Origin of the sequence: Streptomyces sp. NPDC059037 (assembly GCF_042740015.1) — a bacterium.
In the GTDB taxonomy this organism is placed as follows: Bacteria; Actinomycetota; Actinomycetes; order Streptomycetales; family Streptomycetaceae; genus Streptomyces.
In genome coordinates, this window is sequence record NZ_JBHYIG010000074.1 from 1 (window position 1) to 20,274 (window position 20,274).

The window sequence follows — 20,274 nt, forward strand, 5'->3', positions numbered from 1 at the left end:
ACGCGCACTCCACCTCGCCGACCCAGGCCTTCGCACTCTCCCGCCTCGCCGACCCCGACACCCTGCACCACACACCCATCGGCGTCTTCCGCAACACCGAACGCCCCGTCTACGACACCCTCATGGCCGACCAGCTCGACACCGCCATCGAACACAACGGCAAGGGCGACCTCGCCGCACTCCTCGCCGGCGGCGACACCTGGACCGTCGTCGGCTGACTTCCTGAGAGGTATGGAGAGGGCCCTGGGTAACGGGGCCCTTTCCCCTGTGGTCCTTCAGGAGTGCGGCATCGAAGCGGCACTGGGGTCAGCTCTGACGGTGTTTCCGATGAACATGTGCAGGCTGCTCCGGAAGGCCTCGGGGTCGGGGTCTTCGAGAAGCGCCATCTGGATCACATAGCCGTGCAGAGCGCCGATCAGTACGCGCGCGACGCCGTCGGCAGAGACATCGCTCGGCAGCAGCCCGCGGTCCTGACGCTGGACGACGGCACGGCTCACGAGTTGACGCACGCCGTGGAAGGTCGTGTTGAAGAACCCGGCGAGTTCGGGGGAGCGTACCCCTTCGCCCCACACGGTCAGGATGAGCCGGGCGATGTCCTGCGTGTCCGAAAGGCGGCGGATGACGCCGAGCATCTCGTCGAGCGCCTCATCCAGTGGACGCGCGGTCTCACCCCCCAGCGCCGCGTCGAAGGCGCTGGTCAGCTCACCGAGCGCGTCGGTGGCGATCGCCATGATGATGTCGTCCTTGCCCTGGAAGTAGCGGTAGACGGCACCGGCGGACAGGTCGGCCTCGCGCAGGATGTCCTGCATCGAGGTGGCGTGAAAGCCGTTGCTGATGAAGCAGCGGCGGGCCGCGTCGAGGATCTGGCGACGGCGGGCGTCGAGGTGTGACTGGGATACGCGAGGCATGCCCCGATTGTAGAACGGATACTCGTTTCACAGCCTGCCTCGCCCAAAATAAAACGAACATTCAGCTTGTTGTCTGGTGGCGGGCCGGCGGCATCCGCTCACAGCCAGTGACCACCGTACCGAACTGGCCGAATGATCCCGCGTCTGGAAGACCATCACCGGGACGTCCATGCGCGCCCGAACATGCCCATTCCGCAACAACTCACTTATTCCGCAGGCAAGTTGACGTTGCCCTTCCATCGGGTGGCGGTGGTCCTGTTCCCCATGCCCGTGAGCACGTGAGTGCGAGCGTCCGAGCCCCGGCGGTGCACCGTCCGAGTGCTGCGGCCGGCCGGTCCGGTCACGGATGGCGACGCTCGCCCGCCGCATGGCCGAAACCTGCTTCTGAGCAACCAGACAATCTTGGGATTCTCTGGTCATGCGCCTCTCCAGGCACTTAAGTACCTGTCAGGCACTCGGCCCACACCGCTGTCCTTTACACGATCGTGCCACCCCGTCCCAACTGCCCCGAGGGTCCTTCTGCCTATGTCCGCCAGTGCGCAGGACACCGACGCCCTGCTGCCCGTCGGCTCCGGCGCGAAGCCCGGCCTCCCCATGCCCCCGGCGGCTCCAGCTGACGGCTCTCTTCGGCTTGCCCTGTGTTCGGCCGGCCGAGAGGGACGCTGATGGAGAGTTCGAACCCGGCCGGCCGGGCGAACCCGGTCGGCCGAGACACAGACCTCTATGCGGCAGTGCAGGACATTCAGGCGGGTTACTGGATGCAGATGCGGCAGGTCCTTGCCCGAACGGGCAACTGGCCGCAGTGGACATCCCGTACTCAGGTCCTTGGGGTTGTCGCAGCTCAGGCCAACGTTGTGGAGTTATGGCTGAAAGAGGAACCGGAGAGCGTCGCCGCCCGGGTGATGTACGCCAGAGTCGCCACCGAACGGGTGCTCCAGGCCCACCGAAGAAACTGGGCGCGTGACTACCGGCGGGCAGGGGACCTGGAGAAACTGGTGGCCCGGGCCCGGGAGGCGTGCCGCAAGGCGGGCGACGGGAATCCCGACGACTCGGTGCCCTGGATCTGTCGCCTGGCCCTGGCCGAAACGGATGTGACGGGACGCTACCCGGAGCATCACGTGGCTCCGCCTCCCCATGAGTATCTGCTGCCTGGCGGGCCATGGGGCCTGCTGGGGGAGGTGCACCGGCGGGATCCGTTCAACCGCGAGGCATGGCATCGCATGTCCCAGGCGCTCCAGGCCCGCCCGGGGCCGGCGGGCCGTCAGGCAGTCGCGACGGATTTCGCCCGTTGGTCGGTCTCCTTCGCGCCGCCCGACTCGCCACTGCTTCTGCTGCCCCTCTACGCCCGTGTGCAGGAGCACAGGGAGCGACGGGACAGAGGCGCCGAGGTCATGCTGAACCTCCTGTGGACCAGGGAGGACACCACCCGGGCCGTCACGCAGGCATTCGAGGGCTGGTTCCAGAAGGGCGATCCGGCCACCAGTTCCCAGCTGGATCTCAACTACCTCGCATACGCCCTGGCGAGGGGCGGCTTCGCCCAGTGGGCCACCGAAGTCTTCGACGCCATCGGCGACTTCGCCACTCCCGCTCCGTGGCAGTACGACGCCCGGTATCCCGAGGACCAGTGGCGGAAGGCGTTCGAGGAGGACCGCGTCGCCTGCCTGAGATCCCACCCGCGGCATACGGGAGAGCACCCGTGACACCACCCCGCTTGCACCCCCTGTTTCAGCCATCCTGTGCGGAGAACCCATGACTTCGGTAAGAACACCGCGACAGCAGCCGAACCCGGTCGACGACGACGGTGAGGACGCGCGCATCCTCCAGTCGCTGGGCTACACCCAGCAACTGCACCGCCGGATGGGGGCGTTCGGCAATTTCTCGGCCTCCCTGTCGGTCATCTCGATCATGTCGGGGACCTTGCTGCTGTTCGGCTACGGCCTGAACTCGGGCGGCCCCGCGGTGATCACGTGGGGGTGGCTCGCCGTCGGGCCGCTGGTGTTGTGCCTGGCCGCGGCCCTGGCGGAGATCACCTCCCGCTACCCCACGAGCGGCGGCCTGTACTACATGGCCCGCCAGCTCGGAGGCGAGCGGTGGAGCTGGTACACCGGCTGGCTCAACCTCCTGGGCCTGCTCGGCGGAATCGCCGCCCAGGACTACGGCATCGCGACGTTCACCGCCGCGTGGATGAACCTGCAGTTCGGTTACACGCCGACTCCGGAATCCCTGCTGCTTCTGTACGGGATCATCCTCGCGCTGCACGCGGTCCTGAACCTCTTCGGCACCCGGCTGATGAACATCCTGACGTCCGTGAGCGCGTGGTGGCACCTGGCGGGGGCCGTCGTCATCGTCGGCGCCCTGGCGTTCGTGCCCTCCGACCACCAGTCGGCCGGCTTCGTCTTCACCGAGTTCACCAACAACACGGGCTGGAGTGCCCCGGTCTACGTGATCCTGCTGGGCATGCTGCTGCCGGTCTTCGCCCTGGCCGGATACGACACATCGGCCCACCTGAGCGAGGAGACCAACCACGCCTCCGTCGCCGCGGCCCGCGGAGTCTTCCGCTCGGTGGCCGTGTCCTGGATCGCCGGCGGCATCCTGCTGCTCACACTGCTGTTCGCCATCCAGGACTACACCGCGACCCTGGCAGGACCGACCGGCGTACCCGTGGCACAGATCCTTCTGGACGCGCTGGGCGAGGCGGCGGCAAAGGCCCTGCTGCTGGTGATCATCGTGGCCCAGTTCCTGTGCGGCTACACCGTGACCGCCAGCGCCAGCCGGATGATCTACGCCTTCGCCCGGGACGGTGCCCTGCCCGGATCGGGGCGCTGGAAGAAGGTCAGCCGGCGCACCGCCATCCCCGCCAACGCGGTCTGGCTCGCGGTCGCCGTGGCTTTCGTGCTCGCGCTGCCGTCCTTGTATTCCACGGCGGCGTTCTCGGCGGTGACCGCCATCTCGGTCGTGGGATTCACCTCGGCGTACGCCATCCCGGTGCTGCTGCGGCTGATCCACCGCGACCGATTCACCCCGGGGCCCTGGAACTTGGGCCGCTGGAGCCGGCCGATCGGCTGGGTGGCGGTGGTGTGGGCGGGCGCGGTCACCGTGCTGTTCCTGCTCCCGCAGAGCAGCCCGATCACCGCCAAGACCTTCAACTACACCCCCGTCGCCGTAGTGGTGGCCTTCCTCATAGCCGCCCTGTGGCGGCGCTTCGGACGCGACTCGTACCACGTGCCCCGATCCAGTTCGCCCACCGAGGACAAACAGTTCGAAGGCATCATCTGATGACGGCGCCCTCCACGCCCTCCACGCCCTCAACGACCCATGGGAGTACGGTGACTGGCCTCACGGAGTCCATCGAATCGGCACAGCAGCTCACCGTGGCCTGGCGTGCCCTGGTGCTCGACCGCGACGCGGACGCGGATGTGCGTGACCTCCCCGGCATCGCCGTCCGCTGGGCCGACTGCCGATTCTCGTTCTACAACTGCATCACTCTGACCGACGCAGGAGCAGGAGCCGACCTCGTCGCACAACGCCTGATCCAGGCGGCGGACATCATGCGCGCGAAGAAGCACCCGGGCTTCCTGTGGCTCTTCGAGGACCTCCTCGACGACGAGGCGCGCACCGCGCTGGCCACGGCGGCCGAGCAGGCCGGCCTGCAGTACGCCTTCCCCGGCACGGGAATGGCAGGAGACCTGCTGCCCATCCCCGACCCGGTCCACCCCGACCTGACGTTCGTGCGGGTGCGCACCGACGAGCACTTGCGGGCCTATGCGGACCTCCAAGCACGCGCCTACGGGTTCCCCTTGGAGGAAGGCCGCGACGGCCTGGTCGGATCCACGCACTGGAAGAGCGAGATGTACGCCTACCTGGCCATGCGAGGCGACGTTCCGGTGGCATGCGCCGCGACGGTCGAAGCGCAGGGCCGCCTCTTCGTCGCCTATGTCGCCACCGACCCGCAGTGGCAGCGCAGGGGCTATGGCGAGGCGGTCACCCGCAAGGCACTGCACGAGGGCGCCCGAGCCACCGGTCTGACCCGCGCCACTTTGCACGCGACCGAGGCCGGGGCCCCCGTATACCCACGTATCGGTTTCAAGCCGAACTCACCCATCCACTTCTACAACCTGAAGGAATGAGCCGAGGAGGTCGGCCCACGTACCGAACGACGGGCGGGAAGACGAGTCTCCGCTCCCCGGTGCGGCTTTGCTGTGCCGGGCATCGGCGCAGCCCAGCTCATCCCGCCCGTCTACATCTCGACTTCGTCGGCCGTGCAGCTCGCGGAGGGGCCCGTGTTTCAACGAAGCGGGTGGTGACGCCGGCCGGAGGTCCGCAGGTGCAGGGCCAGGTACACCAGGGCCGCGATGAACACCACGATGCCGATGACCAGCAGGTAGAACAGCCCTTCGGCGGCGGCGCCGATGATGCCGAGCACCATCGCGACGATGACGAGGATCAGGAAGAGCGTCACGACTTAAGGCACCACCTCGATGGGCCGGTCAGCGGCGGGCGAGCTGCCGCTCACCGTTCGCGCCGGGCTTGTAGGGCAGGTCGTAGTGGGCAAAGACCGCGGCCTCGTCCTCGGCGGGCAGGACGTCGTCCGTGCCGATCGCCGGGCACTTCTTCACCAGCGACCGGTCGTAGTCGACCTTGACGTAGCCGGGCCCCACGATCGCGTCGGCCAGTGGGACGAAGACCAGGCGGCGGCGGGTGGGCAGGCCGACCTGGACGGTGGCCATGGCCGGCTCGTCGGTGCTGGTGTCCACATAGATGGCCTCCAGCGTGCCGATCTTGCGGCCACCCGCGTCGACGACATCGTGGGTCCGCCACTCACGGATGTCCGCGCTCTGGATCATCCCGGGTTCCCTTCGCCGGTGGTGTGGCCGAGCCGGTGCACTTCTCAGCGTGCCTCGCAAATCGCCGCGGCGCTCGACGACCTGAGACAACGACTCCGGCGTATATACGCCGGAGTCGCCCTTCCGGGTATTGCACGTGAGAGTGAACCAACCCACATTCGATATTACTACGGTCGGTGCGGCTCGTATATTCCCGTGCGTCGCATTAAACCGTCTTCTTTCTTTGGCCTCCGTGCGCCGAATATCTTGGCGCAGCGCCATTTCCGCAACGGTCGTATAGTTCCGAGATGTATTTCACGGTCTGGTCACCGATTTCAGTGAAGCTGCTCAAAATAGGGCGCAACCGGATTCCCCTCCTGTGCAATATGCCAGCGCGAGAAACAGACGATTCTGTACGACCGCGAACCGCCACGCAGGTGCCATCCCCTCACGACGCAGTCGCGGTTACGTTGCCTCAGCCGAGCCCGCGGTATCTGCTTCGGCTGCCTCACCCCGCTGACGTACGGACTCGTGCGCGACCTGCGTACCGGCGAAGTCCACGACCGCGCCGGCCAGATGATCCAAACCGCCGTCGGCCGTAAACCGTGGCGTTCCCTCGCCGCCGACCTCACCGGGTTCCTCACCAAGGCCCACCGAGGAGCACATCGAGGACGAGACTCGTGGTCGGTGGTACCTCCGGCAGATCCAGGGCTGTTCCGTGGTCTGCCTGTACTGCTGAAGCGCGAGACGCAGTTCCTCCGTCTGCGCTTCAGTGTCCTGGCCCCGCCAGCCCGCACGCAGGACACGGTGCCGCTCCGCGAGGGTCGCGGTCAGCTGGGACACGGATTCCTCGAAGACGTCGTCGGCCTCCTCCAGCGCCTGGCGCGGGCTCTCCACGAAGGTGTGGAGAGCTTGCTGGAGCCGCATGGTGAGCTTGTCCCGATCGCTTTGGGGGAGAAGCACGAGGCTGGGGGTGCCGTCGGGATCGTTGGCGCTGATGACCGGCTCATCGGCTGTGCGAGGCGGTTCGAAGCGGGGCGGCGGCGAGGCGTGCTGCTCGGCGAGGTTCGGCCGCTCGGCCCGGGGCTGTTGTGCGCGTTCCTGGTCGTACATCATCGTGTGCCCGTTCCCTTCGCGTGGCGCCGGCTCGGTGCCCACGGCGTGTGGCTGCGGTCGTCGGGGGATTGCGGACGGCGCCGGTTCGAGCCCGCCGACTGATCGGTGACCAACGCCTCGAAGAGGGCGCGGGCCTCGATCATGGCCTCCCGCATCTCTTCGGTGCCGCTCTGGCCGCGGGCGGCCGTGTGCAGGCTGCGGTAGCCGTCGACGTAGTGGGCGTGATGTACGGAGAGTGCGGCGAGCTGCTCGGCGAACTGGTCGCCGTCGGGATGGCCCCGGTCCTCCGCCGGCCGTGCGAGGAGCGCGTCGGCTTCGGTGACCGCCTTGTGCGGTGAGTCGACGAACTGCTCCTGACCATCCGCCCATTGAGCCACGTAGTGTGCGCGGACCTCGGGAGGCAGCGTCCGCTCGTGAAGTGAGAGGTGACGCTTGACGCGCTCGCTGAGTTCCCGCTCGGCTGCTTTGACGTCGCCGTCGTGGCGGTCGACGGACTGCTGGTACTCGGGGCCGAATCGCCGCTGCAGGCTGCGCCTGCCACCGCCGGGAGGCCGGGTGCGTCCGATGAAGAGGAGGGTGCCCGCCGCGATGACCACCACGGCGATGATCACGACGGTGAACATGGCTGCCCTCTCTGGCTCGCCGATGCGCTCGGTGATCCGGCCCTTGAGGGCCTGTGCCTTGTTCCTGAACGTGTGTCCAGCACTCATGGCTGTCCTTGATCGGTCCACTGGATGGGTTGGGCGCCGCGTCACCCGCGGCTGCGGCTGAAGCGGTGCCGGGTGGCGCTGCGGCTGCCGCCGCGGCCTCGCATGACGAAGCCGATGATCCAGAGGGCCAGCAGAAAGAGGAGAATCCACATGAGCATCGCCGGGCCTCCTATGTCGCCGAGGACGGGGTGCCGGCCTCGGGCTGTGTTCGCGGCCAGGGGCGAGGGACTGGCGGGCGGTGTTTACGGCCCGTCCGGGACGCCGAGCGGCACGGTGAACCGCGGCTGCCAGCCTTCCTCCGTCAGCACCACCAGCTGGACCGCCGCCGCACGGGTGTGCAGCGGCAGCAGGCTGCTGATCGCAGCGCGGACATGGGCGGCAGCTGTCGGGTTGTCCGCACCCATGGCGACCGTGACATGGGCGGCGGGCTGCGCCCCGAAGCGGCCCTTGTACGGGTGCAACCCGGGCCACTGGGTGCGGAACGCATCGACGATCGTTTGGAGTCCCGGAACGGTGACGGCGACGAAGCCGGCCGCCGTCACGACCTCCTCCAAGAGCAGATCAGCTGCCGGAAACCTTGCCGCCAGGGAACGCACGCCCTTCTCGTCCTGATCTGTCAGCGCCGATTCCGGCACGAACGGGTAGAGGAGCGAGACGTGCGCCGGCACCCCACGACGCACCAGAGCCGGGTCGATACGCCACGCCGCATCGAGGAGCGGGGCGGCATCGGGCAAGACGATGACGACGGCAGTGGTCCCTGGCTCTGGCACGCCGTCATCATCGCAGGCCAGTCCGCTACTGCGCGCGTTGCACCGGGAGTTGGGCGAGGGCAACGAGTTGGTCGAGGTGGTCGCGGCCGACGTGTTGGCTGGTGCACGGCAACGCGCTGCACGCCAACAGGCGATTGCATTGTGCTACGCGCACGCTATGTCGTGCTGATGCCTGGTTGCCGCTTGCTGCCCAATGCAATGTCAGGCCAGGGGCCTTGGGAGCTGAGCGCGTCGTCTGCGGGGAACCGTTCATGTTGTCAGTGACGGCCCGCATTGGCAGAGGTGGGCGAGGCGAGGCACTCATGGGACCTCGAGCGATTCTGATGAGCAGTGGTTGGTGCTGGAGTCGTTGCTGCCTGCGGTGGCTGTGAACTCGCCTGCCCTCCTGCGGGTGTCCTGGCAGAGGGCGGACCGATCGTTACGGAGAAAGGGGTACTTCCCCTCGCACGGATGCCGGGCGGAGTGGCTCGGGTTGCAGCTTCCGTAGCGGCATGTGGTCCGGTGGACTCACGTCCCGCCCCACTGAGGAAGGCCCCCGCTCATGTATTCGTCCTTCGTCCCGCAGCGCCAGGTCAAGATCGGTGACGCGGCCGCCTTCGTCGGCACCACACCCCGGGCGATCCGTCACTACCACGAGATCGGCCTGCTCCCCGAGCCCGAGCGGGGCAGCGACGACCGCCGCCGCTACGGCTACGAAGACATGATCCGACTGCTGTGGATCCGCAAGATGGCCGACGCCGGGATCGCCCTGGACGACATCCGTGACGCCTTCGCCGACACGGCTTCCGCCGGCGCCGACAGCGACGACGGCATCGCGAGCATCCTGGAACGGCTGGAGGAAACCCTCGTCGCCCAGGAAGCAGAACTGCGGCGGCAACGGACTGCCGTGCAGCGCATGCGTACCGAGGGCAGCAGGATGGGGCTGCTCTCCGACTTCGTCACCAGCCGCCTCAAGAGCCTGCCCGAGGGCTCCCTGCGCCAGGCGGACCTGGACAGCCTGCTGGTCACCGAGCGGATCTTCGGCCCGCTCGGTGCGGCCGTCCAGGCCACCCGTTTCATCGCCCTGGCCACCCACCCGGATCTGCGGGAGGACTCCGACCGTGTTGATGCCGCCGAGGAGGCACTCAATGACACGATCGCTGTCGATGACCCCCGCGTGGCCCAGGTGGCTGCCGAACGGCACGCCTTCGAAAAGGCGCTGCAAGCCGTCATCGAGTATTCCGGCCTGGCGAAGAGCGACGATGCGCTCTTCGACTCCTGGGACGCTTTGCACCCCGCTACCGCTGATGAGGGTGAGGACGAGATCGGCCAAAGCACTGGCAGGTGGCAGGAGTCCATGAGCGCATTCGAAGCCACCGGAAAGATGCCCTACGACTTCACCCCGGCCCGCCTGCGCTGCATGGAATTGACCGAAGAACTCGCCGCTCACGAGTCACCTGCTTCCTAAAACACGGCCTGGGCGGCAAGCCGCTCCCTGGTGCCGCGCATTCTCCCCAGAGGGTCTGAACGGGCTCTCCGGGTCGTTCGCGTACGCGAAGTGGATTGAGGTCTCATGCCCGGTGCTGGAGCCAGCCCCGCCTCTTGAAGATGAAGTACAGACTCACGCACACCACCGCCATCAGTAGGATCGCGAAGGGATACCCGAACGCCCACCCCAGCTCCGGCATCTCGTCGAAGTTCATCCCGTGGATCGTTCCCACCAACGTGGGTGCAAATAGAACGGCTGCCCAAGCGTCGTTGACGGCGAGAGAACTCCGACTTGGCGATTGTGCACCCTGCAGGAAGCGCGACGGCAGGAGCGATTGCTGCGGGAGCAGTGGCAGGCCGCGCGTCGGCAGGCGTATCAGTGGGAAGCGGCGAGCGAGGGCGAACGCCGGGTCGCTGCCCAGCTGTTGGTGCTCACGGAACGCGGGTGGCGGCTGCTCGTGGATCGACGGTGGCCAGGGACGCGTGCCGCCAACGTGGACATGCTGCTGGTGGGACCCGGAGGTGTCTTCGTTGTCGACGTCAAGAACTGGCGGTCTGCTCCGGAGACTTCGGGCGGCAAGCTCCGTGCCGGCGGCGAGCAGCGTGACGAGCATACGGCCAAGCTCCTGGCAGTGACGAAAGTCGCTGAGGGCGCGGTTGCGTCTCTCGGCTTGTCTCCAGTGGCAGTTCAGCGACCAGGGCCAGGGACGTGCTGTGGCTGGGAAGCGTGGACCGGTAGCCGCCGCGATGTCCGCCAGAGCAGAGCGATCACGGCCAGACTTCCAACTGTCTTGGCTGGGCCGGCCAGGAACGCGAGCGCTACCGATCGCCGCACGTTGCGTACGTCCTCTGGGGAGATCAGGAACCCCAGCGCCTTTGTAGAAGGCGGAGCACGTAGCCACCTGGGCACCGGCGGGAGCGGGGCGCCGTGCTCGGGCGACAAGGGCGGAACGGCCGACGGCGGTTCACCGCCAATTGGCCTGGCTTGCGATGGCCATGGAGCTGTACGGGAGCCGGGGGGCCGGGATTCCGAGCCCCCGACTGGTGGAGATCAGCGGGTCAACGCCCGCATCATTCCTGTCGTCTGCTTACCCACTTCGAGGGCGTACTGGCGAGCTGGCGGGATGATGATGCCCGCCAGCCAGATCAGCCCGCGGGGCAGACCGTGCTGCTCCGGTTCGAGAGAGGCGTGCGCCAGTCAGGCGCGCTCCAGTTCCCATTCCCTGGGTCAGTGCCGTCCGTTCGACAGCCCACGATCGGCAGGTGCCCACCCCCCAGGCAGGGGGTGAACCCCCCTGATCCGCGGACGAGGCGAGAGAGCCGACATGATCCCGTTGCCGCCTCTTTGCGGTCTCTTTCTTGAGGCGCCGTACTGCCGCAACCAAGATCAAGTTCTGGTCCCGGCAGCCGCCTGGACCGGAACTTCGAGGAGGAGACAACGTGCAGATCAAGGCGTCCCGACGTACCCGGATCGCCGGTGTCGGCGCGGTCACCGCGGCCGCTGTGCTGACCACGCTCGCCCCCACGGCTCTTGCGGCGGAGCCCGCTCACCGCGACGGCGGCGAGAGCAGGGCGGCCGAAGGCGGCGCGTACAACGACCAGGAAATCGTCGGGCTCTTCGCGCTCGGCAGCGGCCGCGCCGCGCAGGAACACCCGGACGTGCTCGACAAGTTCGGCATACCGCACCAGAAGGTGGACGCGGCGAAGACGGCCGCCTTCACGGGCGCGCTGGGCAAGGCCGACCCGCAGTTCCACAAGGCCGTCACCGAGAACGTGCAGAGCGGCGACCCGTACAAGGTCGACGCCGCGCTCACCCGCCTCGCGGCCGACGTGAACAAGGTGACCGACAAGAAGTCGCTCCCCGACGGCGTCGCGCGCGGCTCCTTCTGGGTCAAGACGGACAACGTCGTTCTCCAGACCGGCACGGTGGCCACCACGGTGGCGGCCGTCGCCGAGGTCGGCGTGGTCGTGGTGGTTGCCTACCGGCCCGCCGACGACACCTCGCAGTTCACCCGCGAGGCGCTGAACGTCGCGGTGGCCAAGGCTCTGTAAACGTCGCGGTGGGCAAGGTGCCGCCCTCCCCGGCGGGCGGCACCCCACACGTCCGAGGAAAAATACATGAGAGACACGTCCCAGGCCGTACAGCGAGAGCGCCGGGCCTTCGTCACGGCCGCCGCCGCGCTGTTCGCCGTCCTGGCCGCCTCCGTCTACTTCGCCATGCCGCGCAATGTGACCACGCAGCCATGGATGCCCCCTGTGAAGACCGCCTTCTCCGCGTTCGTTCCGCAGGGTTGGGCCTTCTTCACCAAGGACCCGCAGAGCGAGCAGTTCGGCGCCTACCGGCCGCACGGCGGCGGAGCGCGGCCAGAGAACCTCTCGCTGACCCCACAGGGCAAGGCCGAGAACGTCTTCGGCCTCTCGCGGCGGCAGCGCGCCCAAGGTCCCGAGGAGGCGCTGCTCGCCTCCAAAGTGCATCACTGGGAGGCCTGCGAGGGCTCCAACGACGACTGTCTGCGCGCGGCCGCGGCCCGGCCCGCCGCAGCGGTGACCAATCCCTCGCCCGTTCCCTCGCTCTGCGGAGACGTCATCGTGACCAACCAGCGGCCCGTGCCCTGGGCCTACCGCGACTTGCTGTCCGACACCTCGCGCGTGACCCGCGCGGCGCACCTGCGGATCCGGTGCGATGGCTGAGACGGCGAAGATCGACAGGAACAGGTCGATGACCGGCAGGAACAAGAAGGCGGCCGCGCGAGCGACGGCAACCTCGCCCGGGAGCCTTCCCTACGCCGTGGACCACGCGCTGCGACGCTTCGACCCACGGTCGGTGTGGTTCGGCTGTGGCCGCACGATCATCGCCCTGGCGCATCTGATCACGCTGGCGCTCACGCCGTCCGCCGCGCTGCTCCACCCCCTGCTCGGTGAGCAGCCCTACCCGCACTGCGCGGGCGTGCAGGCCATCTCCACGTACTGCGTGGGCGGTGACGCGGTCTCCCAGGAGTGGCGTCGCTGGATCATGGTCGCGCTGCTCGCCCTGGTCGCCAGCGGATACCGGCCCCGCTGGACAGTGTGGATCCACGCCTGGATCGCGTACTCGATCGGCGTCAGCACCGCGTTGCCCGACGGCGGTGAGGCCATCGCGCGGATCGTCTGCCTGCTCCTGATCCTCATGGGCCTGGCCGACGACCGGCGTTGGCACTGGCAGCGGCCGACCACCGTGCTCGGGCCGCGCCGCCGAGGGGTGGCGTTCGCCGCCTTCTGGGCCCTGCGCGTACAACTGGTGATCCTCTATCTGCAGTCCGGCATCAGCAAGTTCGGCGTCCCGGACTGGCTGAACGGTTCGGCCGAGTACTACGTGCTGCGCGACCCGGTCTTCGGTGTCGCCCAGCCCTTCGCGGCACCCCTGCTGAACATGTCCGGAAATGGACTGCTGGTCAGCGCGATGACCTGGGGTGCGATCATCATTGAGGTGGTGATCGCCGCGTTGCTGATCGGTCCGGAGCGTTGGCGGAAGCTGGCCTTCCAGATGGATGTTCTGCTGCACGGCGCCATCATCGCGACCATCGGCCTGTGGAGTTTCAGCCTGATCATGATCGGTGCTGCCGCGGTCGCCGCGACGCCGGATCGCGTGGAACTCGCGGACCCCGTACCGCAGGACGGGCGACAGCCCTCGGTCGCCGAAGAGCCCGAAGACCTCGATGAGGCAGACGAGGCAGACGAGGCAGACGAGGCCGGTGGAACTGGTGAAGCCGGGAAAGCCAGTGAAGCCGGCAGAGAACCGACGTATACCCCCCACCTCGGCTGAAGGAGAGACACATGGCTGCGGACACCATCATCGCGTGCGGCAAGGACCACGTCTTCTGGGGAAGCTGGGTCCACGGAGCCTCAGTGACCACCATCCGGCTCGGCCCGCGCCGGCTGGGCATGTGCAAGGCGGGTCGGCATCTGTCGCTGCTCCGTCGTGTCGACGAGAGCGAGTTGACGGCCGAGCAGCGCGGCACCCTCTTCGACGCGCCGTGACGGGGGTACGCCTCGACGGGGTCGTCGCCGGGTACCGCGGACGCCCGGTCATCGGCCCCATCGACACGGAACTCGCCCCTGGGGTGCATGTCCTGCTCGGGCGCAACGGCGCCGGGAAGACCACGCTCATGCGGGTCCTGGCCGGTATCCTGCCGCCGCTCGCGGGGCGGGTCCTCCTCGGTGGCACCGACCTGGCCACCCACCGTGAGGCGAAGCGCGCGATCGGCGTGCTGACCCACCGCGCCGCGCTCAGCCCGCAGTTGAGCGTGCGGGACAACCTGGAGTTCTGGGCCCGGGTGCAGGGCCTGGACAGGGCGCTGCACACCGAGCGGATACGGGACGCGGCCGCGCGGTTCGACATCGAAGGGCTGCTCGGCCGGCGTACAGCCCGGCTCAGCAGGGGCCAGCTCCAACGGGCCGACCTGGCCAGGCTCACCCTGACCGACCCGGACGTCCTGCTGCTCGACGAGCCCATGACGGGGCTCGACCCGGTCAGTGCCGAGCACACCCGCGCACTCGTACGTTCCTGGGGCGCGCACAAGACCGTCCTCTACTCCACGCACAGCGTGCCCGAGGCGATGACGCTCGCCTCACGCCTGCTGGTCCTCAAGGGCGGGGCGCTCCACGGACTGCCCGCGGCGGGAGAAGCGGAACAGGCCGCGTCGCCGTCCGCGTACGACCTGCGCACCTCGCGCGGCGGCGGAGCCTGGGAGCGGGCGGAGCTCGGGCAGGACACGACGATCGGTGAGCACATCGCCGGGCTCGTCGCCGGAGGTGTCGAGGTCACCGACGTACGCCCCGTCTCCGAAGGCCGCGTTTGCGTGGACACCGTCTCCGCAGGTGCCGCCGACATCACGGAACCCGGCACTGAGACCGCCACTCGAACTGCCATTGAAACCACCATCCACCAACTCCTGGACGATTCCTCATGACCACTGGCGGACTCCTCGGCGCCCTGCTCGTCCGAACCTGGCGCCACCAGGGCCGCCAGGCCCTGCTCGTCCCCGCGGCCGCCGGTACGGGCCTCGTCGCCCTGCTGCTCGTGCTGCCGCACATATTCCCCGACGCGGTCCATGGAGAACTCGTCGCCGCCGACAACGGCCTGGTCGCCGTGGCCGGTCTGCACTCCGCCACCGCCCGCGCGCTGAGCACCGCACTGCTCGCCGCGCCCACCCTGCTCGGGGTGGCCGCCGCGCTGATCACGGGGGCGGTCAGCCGCGCCGTCGTCTCAGGGGACCTGGCGGGCGGCTCCATGGAGGCGCTGCTCGCCACACCGGTCCGTCTGCGCTCCGTGTACCTCGCCTACACCGCGTGCGCGCTGATCACCGGGGTGCTGTCCTGGCTCGTCCTCGTACTCAGTTTCACCGGACTCGCCTGGGCCGCCCTCACGCTCGGCGGCAGCAGTGTTCATCTCAGCGCCGGATACCTGCTGTTGGGGCTGCTCGTCCCGGCCGCCTCCGTGCTGTGGGCCGCGTCCGCCACCGTGTTCGTCGGTTTTCGCTGGCCCGCGGGGCTGCGGCCGACCGCGGGGCTCGGCGGAGGGCTCGCGCGGGCGATCGCCCTTTTCCCCGCCTTGGGGGCGACGACGGCCGCCAGCCTGGCGCCGGACGCGTATACGACGATGACGGGCTGGTACGTGAGCGGCACCGTGGTGCTGACGGCCGTGCTGCTCGTGCTGATGCCGCTGGTCTTCCGGGCGGAGCGGGTCCTGGAATAACGGGCCCTAGAACAGCGGGTTTTAACATGGCTAGCCCTGGAATGGGCTGATCACCCCGGTTCGCACTCGTCTGGCTTGCACAAGGCAGGACGAGAATCCCATGATGGACACTTGATCAACAGGGGGACAACGGGGGCGACGAGGACAGTGGCGAACAGACGGGCGGGTCGGCCTGACGACGTCATCGACGTCGTGATCGTCGATGACGAGGAACTGTTTCGTACGGGATTGCGCATGGTCCTGGAGACGGCCGGGGACGTACGCGTGGTCGAGGCGTGCGAGGCGGACGGCGTGCTCAAGGCCGTCGCCGCGCACTCCCCCGACGTGGTGCTGCTCGACATCCGGATGCCCCAACGTGACGGCCTCGCGGTGCTCGAGGACCTCAAGGGACGCATTCCGACGCCGGCCGTGGTCATGTTGACCTCCTTCAGCGCCGACGCGTACGTGGTGCGCGCGCTGCGCGCCGGGGCGGACGGCTTCCTGCTCAAGGACAGCGATCCGGACGACCTGATCCGCTCCGTGCGCGCGGCAGCGGTGGGAGGTGTAGTGCTCTCCCCCTCCATCGCCGCGGCGGTCGTGGAGGGGTACGCCTCCACGCTCGACGCCCGGACACCTCCCGGCCCCGATGCCTTGGAACGCGACCTGCCGAGACACGACACGTCCCGTGCCGCGCAGCGAACCGCATCAGGTGAATTGCGGGAGCGTCTGGCCCGGCTCACCGCCCGGGAGCACGAGGTGCTCGCGCTGCTCGGCAACGGCCTGTCCAACCCGGAGATCGCCGAACGGCTGGCCATCACTCCCGGTACGGCCAAGGAGCACGTCAGCGCCACGCTCGCCAAGCTCGGCACGGACAACCGCGTACGAGCCGCAGTCATCGCCTATCAGGCCGGTCTCGTCGGCGGGTCTCGGCCGGCTCCGGGACGCGACGGCGGACTGCCGACGCCGGAACCGGCCCGATGATTCCGGCCAGGCCTCGGCTCCCGCCGTTCGCGCGCCGCTGCGCGACTGAGGCCGCCGTACTGCTCCTCGCGGGCACCGACCTGCTGGTGGAACTCCTCGAAGGCGAGAAGGAGCAGCCGGGCCCGTACGGCCTCGTGCTGACCGTGCTCGCCCTGGCCGCCCTGCCGTGGCGGCGGCGTCGGCCAGTGCTCGTGCTCGTCCTGACGCTGCCCGCGCTCCCGGCAGGCATGCAACTCGCCCCCCTGGTGGCCCTGGTCGCAGCGGCACGAGTACTACCCCTCGTGGCGGCGTCGCTGTGCGGGGTCGTGGTGTCCGTCGCCGAACTCCTTGACTCTCTGCTGTGGCGCGTCGGATCGCCGTACGCGTCCGGTGACGTGCTCCAGGCGTTGGTGTACTGCACGGTGTTCGGGGCGGCACCGGCGGCGCTCGGGCAGTTGCTGCGCTCCCGGGCCCGCGTGGCCGAACAGGTCCTTGCCCTGCGGCAGAGCCACGAGCGTGCCCTGAGGAGTGAGCGCGCCGCCGTCGAGGAGGGCGCACGGGCCGCGCTCGCACGCGAGATGCACGACGTGGTGGGGCACGAGATGAGCCTGATCTCGGTCAGGACGGCGGCGCTGGCCCGGCGGGCCCCGGACGCGGACACCCGTCAGGAGGCCGAACTGATCCGCACGGTGAGCCTGCGTGCCCTGGACGAGATGCGGCACCTGGTCAGGGCGCTGCGGGAACAGCACCCTGAGGAGGCGAGCGTGCCCCTCGGCTCCCGCCTGGCCGACATCCCCGCCCTCGTCGAGCGCAGCGGACTCACGGTGCAGCCCCTGACCATCGCCCCAGGGGACGGGGTGTACTGGCCCGCCACAGTGGAGCTCGCCGCCTACCGCACCGTGCAGGAGGCACTGACCAACGTACTGAGACACGGCGACGTCGGCGCCCCGGTCGCGCTGCGCGTGGAGTCCGTGGACGGCGACACCTGTCTGGTCGTCGAGGTCCGTAGCGCGTCGGCCCGGGGTACCACCGGTGAAGCCGCGCCTGAGACCACCGGAGGAGCCGCCTCCGAGACGAGCGGCGGCCACGGCCTCACCGGTCTGCGCGAACGCGCCCGCATCCTGGACGGCGCACTCGCCGCGGGCCCGACGCCGGACGGCTCCTTCCTGCTCCGGGCCGCGTTCCCGGCTCCGGGGCACGGGCTCATGGGGCCGGAGAGACGGCGGCTGACGGCACCGCGGACAGCAGCCACCCATCGGCCTTGAGCGCTCAGAGCCAGTCCCGCCGCTTGAAGATGAAGTACAGGCTCACGCACACCACCGCCATCAGCAGGATCGCGAACGGATACCCCGCCGCCCACTTCAGCTCGGGCATCGTCTCGAAGTTCATGCCGTAGATCGTGCCGACCAGCGTCGGCGCGAACAGGATCGCCGCCCACGACGAGATCTTCTTGATCTCCTCGTTCTGCTCGAACCCCGCCTCCGCCAGCGCCCGCATCTCCGCGTTCTGCTGCTGCGTCACCAGCGTCGCGTTGACCGTGAGGATGTCGGTCAGGGCCTGGCGGAAGCCGTCGACTCGTTCGCTGGTGTGGGTGACGTGGTCGGCCACGTCGCGCAGGTAGCGCTGGAGTTCCTCGTCGGTGCCGTACTTGGCGAAGCCCGCCATCAGGGCGTGCAGCATGGAGACCAGGGGGCGGGTGGCGCGCTGGAACTCGACCATTTCGCGGGAGAGTTCGTAGATGCGGCGGGAGGCCTTGGGGTCGCCGCCGAAGACGTCGGTCTCGATCTCGTCGATGTCGTTCTGTACGCCGGCCACGACCGGGGCGTAGCCGTCCACGACCGCGTCCAGGATCGCGTAGAGGACCGCTTCCGGGCCGAGCTTGAGGAGGTCGGGGGTCTCCTCCATGCGGCGGCGGACCGCCGAGAGGTCGGGGGCCGCGCCGTGCCGGACCGTGATGACGAAGTCGGGGCCCACGAAGACGTGGAGTTCGCCGAAGTCGACCTCCTCGGGGGCGTCCAGGTAGCGGGCCGCGCGCAGGACCACGAAGAGCGTCTCGCCGTACCGCTCCAGCTTCGGACGCTGGTGGGCCTCCATCGCGTCCTCGACGGCGAGTTCATGGAGGTCGAACTCGGCTGCCAGGGTGAGGAGTTCGGCCTCGGTGGGGCGGGCGAGGCCGATCCAGGCCATGCCGTCCTGCTGCTCGCGCAGTTCGCGGAAGGTGTCGGAGAGGGAAGCGGGCGTCGCGACGCGGACGCCGTCCCGGTAGAGCGCCGCATGCACCACGCTCGCGGCATCCGGTGCTGTCGCATTCGTCGGGGCGGCGGACATGGCATTGCCGGGGTTTCCGTTCCCGGTCGCCGGCGCCCCATCGCCCTGGGAGGCACGCCGCCAGCCGTGCTTCCTGGTGGTCGGTGCGGGCCGGGCGCGGCGCTCCGCCATGCTGGGTGCCTCCCATGTCGAACGTATGTCTAGATGGCCACGGAGCAGGATATACGGCTCAAAAGGCCCGGGTGTGGCGACGACGCGGCCGACTTGCGGACCGCAGGTGTCCGCAAGGGCCGCTAGCGTGCGGAACATGACGAAGACGAAGACGAAGACGAGGGCGAGTTCGAGTTCGGGTTCGGGTTCGGGTTCGGGGTCAAGTTCGGGTTCGAAGAAGGTGGTGTCCTCCGGAGGTGTCGCCCCGGTCCTTGGGGCGCGTGCGCTCAACCGGGCCACGCTCGAGCGGCAGCTCCTCCTGCGCCGCTCGGCCGATCTGTCCGCCAAGGACGCCGTGGCCCATCTCCTCGGTCTGCAGGCGCAGAACGTCAAGCCGCCCTACTACGCCCTCGCGGCGCGCCTGGAGGACTTCGACCCGCTGGAGCTGTCCGCGCTCATGGAGGCGCGGGAGGCGGTCCGCATCGTCACCATGCGCTCCACCATCCATCTGCACACCGCGGAGGACGCCCTCGCGCTGCGGCCGATGATGCAGCCCGCGCTCGAACGCGAGATGGCGACGGTGTTCCGGAAGGGGCTCGTCGGCGTCGACCTGGAGGAGCTTGCCGTGCTCGCCCGCGAGGCCGTCGAGGCGGAGCCCCGCACGATGAAGCAGCTGCGCGAGGTGCTGCTCGTCCGGTGGCCCGACGCCGATCCGCAGTCCCTGGCGATCGCCGCCCGGTGTGTGCTGCCGCTCGTCCAGGTCACTCCCCGCGGGCTGTGGCGGCGCAGCGGCCAGGTCGCGCTCACCACGCTCGACCACTGGCTCGGCGGCGCGCCGGGGTCCCCGATGGACGCCACCATCGACACCACCATGGACGCCACCGTCCTGCGCTATCTCGCCGCCTTCGGGCCCGCCTCCGTCAAGGACATGCAGACCTGGGCCCGGCTCACCCGCCTCCGGGAGGTCTTCGAGCGGCTCAGGCCCGGACTGCGTACGTTCCGTGACGAGAACGGGGTCGAGCTCTTCGACCTGCCCGACGCGCCGCGCCCCGACGCGGACACACCTGCTCCGCCGCGGTTCCTTCCCGAGTTCGACAACCTCCTGCTCTCGCACGCGGACCGGGCCCGGGTCGTGCCCGCCGACTACAAGGGGCGGACCTGGAAGGGGAACTTCGCGTACTGCGTCTTCCTGCTCGACGGGTTTCTCGCTGGGGTGTGGCGGTGGGATGAGGATGCGAAGGGCGGGGGCGGCGTGCTGACCATCGAGCCGTTCGGGCGGGTGAGCCGGGCCGAGCGGGAGGAGCTGGTGGGGGAGGGGGAGCGGATGCTGGGGGTGCTCGCCGGGGGGGGGGGGGGCGGCCCCCCCCCCCCCGGCGTACAAAACCACTG

The 20,274-nt window shown here is 69.0% G+C and carries 20 protein-coding genes and 3 pseudogenes (1 of these 23 only partly in view); 16 read left to right on the forward strand and 7 right to left on the reverse strand.

Translation table 11 applies throughout. The features are described from left to right. Nucleotides 1–218: pseudogene (locus tag ACFWY6_RS17610) on the forward strand (2-oxoacid:ferredoxin oxidoreductase subunit beta); the annotation flags it as partial. Between the two features lie 57 nt (nt 219–275). Here the strand turns inward: ACFWY6_RS17610 and ACFWY6_RS17615 are convergent. After that, a complete protein-coding gene (locus ACFWY6_RS17615) occupies nt 276–908 on the reverse strand; it encodes a TetR/AcrR family transcriptional regulator (protein WP_384690853.1) in 633 nt (210 codons plus the stop codon). 854 nt (nt 909–1,762) lie between these two features. On the opposite strand from ACFWY6_RS17615, the gene ACFWY6_RS17620 reads away from it, so the two are divergent. The 3 genes from ACFWY6_RS17620 to ACFWY6_RS17630 are packed head-to-tail and all read left to right on the forward strand — an operon-like array spanning nt 1,763 to nt 5,035. Next, complete coding sequence (locus ACFWY6_RS17620) at nt 1,763–2,608, forward strand: hypothetical protein (protein ID WP_384690856.1); 846 nt, start codon at nt 1,763–1,765, stop codon at nt 2,606–2,608. Nucleotides 2,609–2,657: 49 nt separating this feature from the next. Then, nucleotides 2,658–4,184 (forward strand): amino acid permease, encoded by a 1,527-nt coding sequence (locus tag ACFWY6_RS17625; protein WP_384690859.1) that lies wholly within the window; start codon nt 2,658–2,660, stop codon nt 4,182–4,184. Between the two features lie 50 nt (nt 4,185–4,234). Next, nucleotides 4,235–5,035, forward strand: coding sequence for a GNAT family N-acetyltransferase (locus tag ACFWY6_RS17630; RefSeq protein WP_384690862.1), 801 nt, complete (start codon nt 4,235–4,237; stop codon nt 5,033–5,035). A 158-nt stretch (nt 5,036–5,193) separates the two neighbouring features. On the opposite strand, the gene ACFWY6_RS17635 is transcribed toward ACFWY6_RS17630, so the two are convergent. After that, the gene (locus ACFWY6_RS17635) at nt 5,194–5,367 is read right to left on the reverse strand and encodes a hypothetical protein (protein ID WP_384690865.1); all 174 of its coding nucleotides are present in this window, start codon (nt 5,365–5,367) and stop codon (nt 5,194–5,196) included. 28 nt (nt 5,368–5,395) lie between these two features. Next, nucleotides 5,396–5,752, reverse strand: a complete 357-nt coding sequence (locus ACFWY6_RS17640) for a PRC-barrel domain-containing protein (RefSeq protein WP_384690868.1) — start codon at nt 5,750–5,752, stop codon at nt 5,396–5,398. Nucleotides 5,753–6,220: 468 nt separating this feature from the next. Here ACFWY6_RS17640 and ACFWY6_RS17645 point away from each other — a divergent pair. Then, nucleotides 6,221–6,325: pseudogene (locus ACFWY6_RS17645) on the forward strand (ferredoxin reductase); the annotation flags it as partial. 518 nt (nt 6,326–6,843) lie between these two features. Here ACFWY6_RS17645 and ACFWY6_RS17650 read toward each other — a convergent pair. Together ACFWY6_RS17650 and ACFWY6_RS17655 are read right to left on the reverse strand one after the other, a co-directional pair. Then, nucleotides 6,844–7,470, reverse strand: a complete 627-nt coding sequence (locus tag ACFWY6_RS17650; RefSeq protein WP_384690916.1) for a hypothetical protein — start codon at nt 7,468–7,470, stop codon at nt 6,844–6,846. Nucleotides 7,471–7,799: 329 nt separating this feature from the next. Then, nucleotides 7,800–8,327, reverse strand: coding sequence for a 2'-5' RNA ligase family protein (locus ACFWY6_RS17655; RefSeq protein ID WP_384690871.1), 528 nt, complete (start codon nt 8,325–8,327; stop codon nt 7,800–7,802). Between the two features lie 541 nt (nt 8,328–8,868). Here ACFWY6_RS17655 and ACFWY6_RS17660 point away from each other — a divergent pair. Further along, entirely contained in the window at nt 8,869–9,774 is a 906-nt protein-coding gene (locus ACFWY6_RS17660) for a MerR family transcriptional regulator (RefSeq protein ID WP_384690874.1), read from the forward strand. A gap of 103 nt (nt 9,775–9,877) precedes the next feature. On the opposite strand, the pseudogene ACFWY6_RS17665 reads toward ACFWY6_RS17660, so the two are convergent. Beyond that, a pseudogene (locus ACFWY6_RS17665) lies at nt 9,878–10,060 on the reverse strand (CorA family divalent cation transporter); the annotation flags it as partial. Between the two features lie 162 nt (nt 10,061–10,222). Here ACFWY6_RS17665 and ACFWY6_RS17670 point away from each other — a divergent pair. The 9 genes from ACFWY6_RS17670 (at nt 10,223) to ACFWY6_RS17710 (ending at nt 17,732) form a co-directional block, all read left to right on the forward strand. Next, nucleotides 10,223–11,083 (forward strand): nuclease-related domain-containing protein, encoded by an 861-nt coding sequence (locus ACFWY6_RS17670; RefSeq protein ID WP_384690918.1) that lies wholly within the window; start codon nt 10,223–10,225, stop codon nt 11,081–11,083. Between the two features lie 151 nt (nt 11,084–11,234). Then, the gene (locus ACFWY6_RS17675) at nt 11,235–11,846 is read left to right on the forward strand and encodes a hypothetical protein (protein WP_266871759.1); all 612 of its coding nucleotides are present in this window, start codon (nt 11,235–11,237) and stop codon (nt 11,844–11,846) included. A gap of 66 nt (nt 11,847–11,912) precedes the next feature. Beyond that, complete coding sequence (locus tag ACFWY6_RS17680; protein ID WP_384690878.1) at nt 11,913–12,485, forward strand: SdpA family antimicrobial peptide system protein; 573 nt, start codon at nt 11,913–11,915, stop codon at nt 12,483–12,485. Continuing rightward, nucleotides 12,478–13,596: a sporulation-delaying protein SdpB family protein gene (locus ACFWY6_RS17685; RefSeq protein WP_384690881.1), complete on the forward strand. Its 1,119-nt coding sequence runs from the start codon at nt 12,478–12,480 to the stop codon at nt 13,594–13,596. Before ACFWY6_RS17680 ends, ACFWY6_RS17685 begins: the two co-directional genes overlap by 8 nt. A gap of 11 nt (nt 13,597–13,607) precedes the next feature. Beyond that, complete coding sequence (locus ACFWY6_RS17690) at nt 13,608–13,811, forward strand: hypothetical protein (protein ID WP_266871763.1); 204 nt, start codon at nt 13,608–13,610, stop codon at nt 13,809–13,811. Then, nucleotides 13,808–14,743, forward strand: coding sequence for an ABC transporter ATP-binding protein (locus ACFWY6_RS17695; RefSeq protein WP_384690884.1), 936 nt, complete (start codon nt 13,808–13,810; stop codon nt 14,741–14,743). Before ACFWY6_RS17690 ends, ACFWY6_RS17695 begins: the two co-directional genes overlap by 4 nt. Next, nucleotides 14,740–15,528 (forward strand): hypothetical protein, encoded by a 789-nt coding sequence (locus ACFWY6_RS17700; RefSeq protein WP_266871765.1) that lies wholly within the window; start codon nt 14,740–14,742, stop codon nt 15,526–15,528. Before ACFWY6_RS17695 ends, ACFWY6_RS17700 begins: the two co-directional genes overlap by 4 nt. A gap of 192 nt (nt 15,529–15,720) precedes the next feature. Then, the gene (locus tag ACFWY6_RS17705; RefSeq protein WP_384690888.1) at nt 15,721–16,488 is read left to right on the forward strand and encodes a response regulator; all 768 of its coding nucleotides are present in this window, start codon (nt 15,721–15,723) and stop codon (nt 16,486–16,488) included. Further along, nucleotides 16,485–17,732 (forward strand): sensor histidine kinase, encoded by a 1,248-nt coding sequence (locus ACFWY6_RS17710; RefSeq protein ID WP_384690890.1) that lies wholly within the window; start codon nt 16,485–16,487, stop codon nt 17,730–17,732. Before ACFWY6_RS17705 ends, ACFWY6_RS17710 begins: the two co-directional genes overlap by 4 nt. 4 nt (nt 17,733–17,736) lie before the next feature. On the opposite strand, the gene ACFWY6_RS17715 is transcribed toward ACFWY6_RS17710, so the two are convergent. Then, on the reverse strand, nt 17,737–18,906 hold the full coding sequence (locus tag ACFWY6_RS17715) for a magnesium and cobalt transport protein CorA (RefSeq protein WP_384690893.1): 1,170 nt from the start codon (nt 18,904–18,906) through the stop codon (nt 17,737–17,739). A 136-nt stretch (nt 18,907–19,042) separates the two neighbouring features. Between ACFWY6_RS17715 and ACFWY6_RS17720 the strand changes: the two genes are divergently transcribed. Further along, nucleotides 19,043–20,274, forward strand: the 5' portion of a protein-coding gene (locus tag ACFWY6_RS17720) for a winged helix DNA-binding domain-containing protein (RefSeq protein WP_384690896.1). The gene runs 106 nt beyond the window's last position; only the first 1,232 of its 1,338 coding nucleotides appear in the window; the start codon lies at nt 19,043–19,045; its stop codon lies off the right edge, out of view.

Bases quoted from the DNA above. Each gene is read 5' to 3' on its own strand.
- ACFWY6_RS17615 (WP_384690853.1), bottom strand. From the start codon at position 908: ATGCCTCGCGTATCCCAGTCACACCTCGACGCCCGCCGTCGCCAGATC.
- ACFWY6_RS17625 (WP_384690859.1), top strand. From the start codon at position 2,658: ATGACTTCGGTAAGAACACCGCGACAGCAGCCGAACCCGGTCGACGAC.
- ACFWY6_RS17640 (WP_384690868.1), bottom strand. From the start codon at position 5,752: ATGATCCAGAGCGCGGACATCCGTGAGTGGCGGACCCACGATGTCGTC.
- ACFWY6_RS17650 (WP_384690916.1), bottom strand. From the start codon at position 7,470: ATGTTCACCGTCGTGATCATCGCCGTGGTGGTCATCGCGGCGGGCACC.
- ACFWY6_RS17660 (WP_384690874.1), top strand. From the start codon at position 8,869: ATGTATTCGTCCTTCGTCCCGCAGCGCCAGGTCAAGATCGGTGACGCG.
- ACFWY6_RS17680 (WP_384690878.1), top strand. From the start codon at position 11,913: ATGAGAGACACGTCCCAGGCCGTACAGCGAGAGCGCCGGGCCTTCGTC.
- ACFWY6_RS17685 (WP_384690881.1), top strand. From the start codon at position 12,478: ATGGCTGAGACGGCGAAGATCGACAGGAACAGGTCGATGACCGGCAGG.
- ACFWY6_RS17690 (WP_266871763.1), top strand. From the start codon at position 13,608: ATGGCTGCGGACACCATCATCGCGTGCGGCAAGGACCACGTCTTCTGG.
- ACFWY6_RS17700 (WP_266871765.1), top strand. From the start codon at position 14,740: ATGACCACTGGCGGACTCCTCGGCGCCCTGCTCGTCCGAACCTGGCGC.
- ACFWY6_RS17710 (WP_384690890.1), top strand. From the start codon at position 16,485: ATGATTCCGGCCAGGCCTCGGCTCCCGCCGTTCGCGCGCCGCTGCGCG.
- ACFWY6_RS17715 (WP_384690893.1), bottom strand. From the start codon at position 18,906: ATGGCGGAGCGCCGCGCCCGGCCCGCACCGACCACCAGGAAGCACGGC.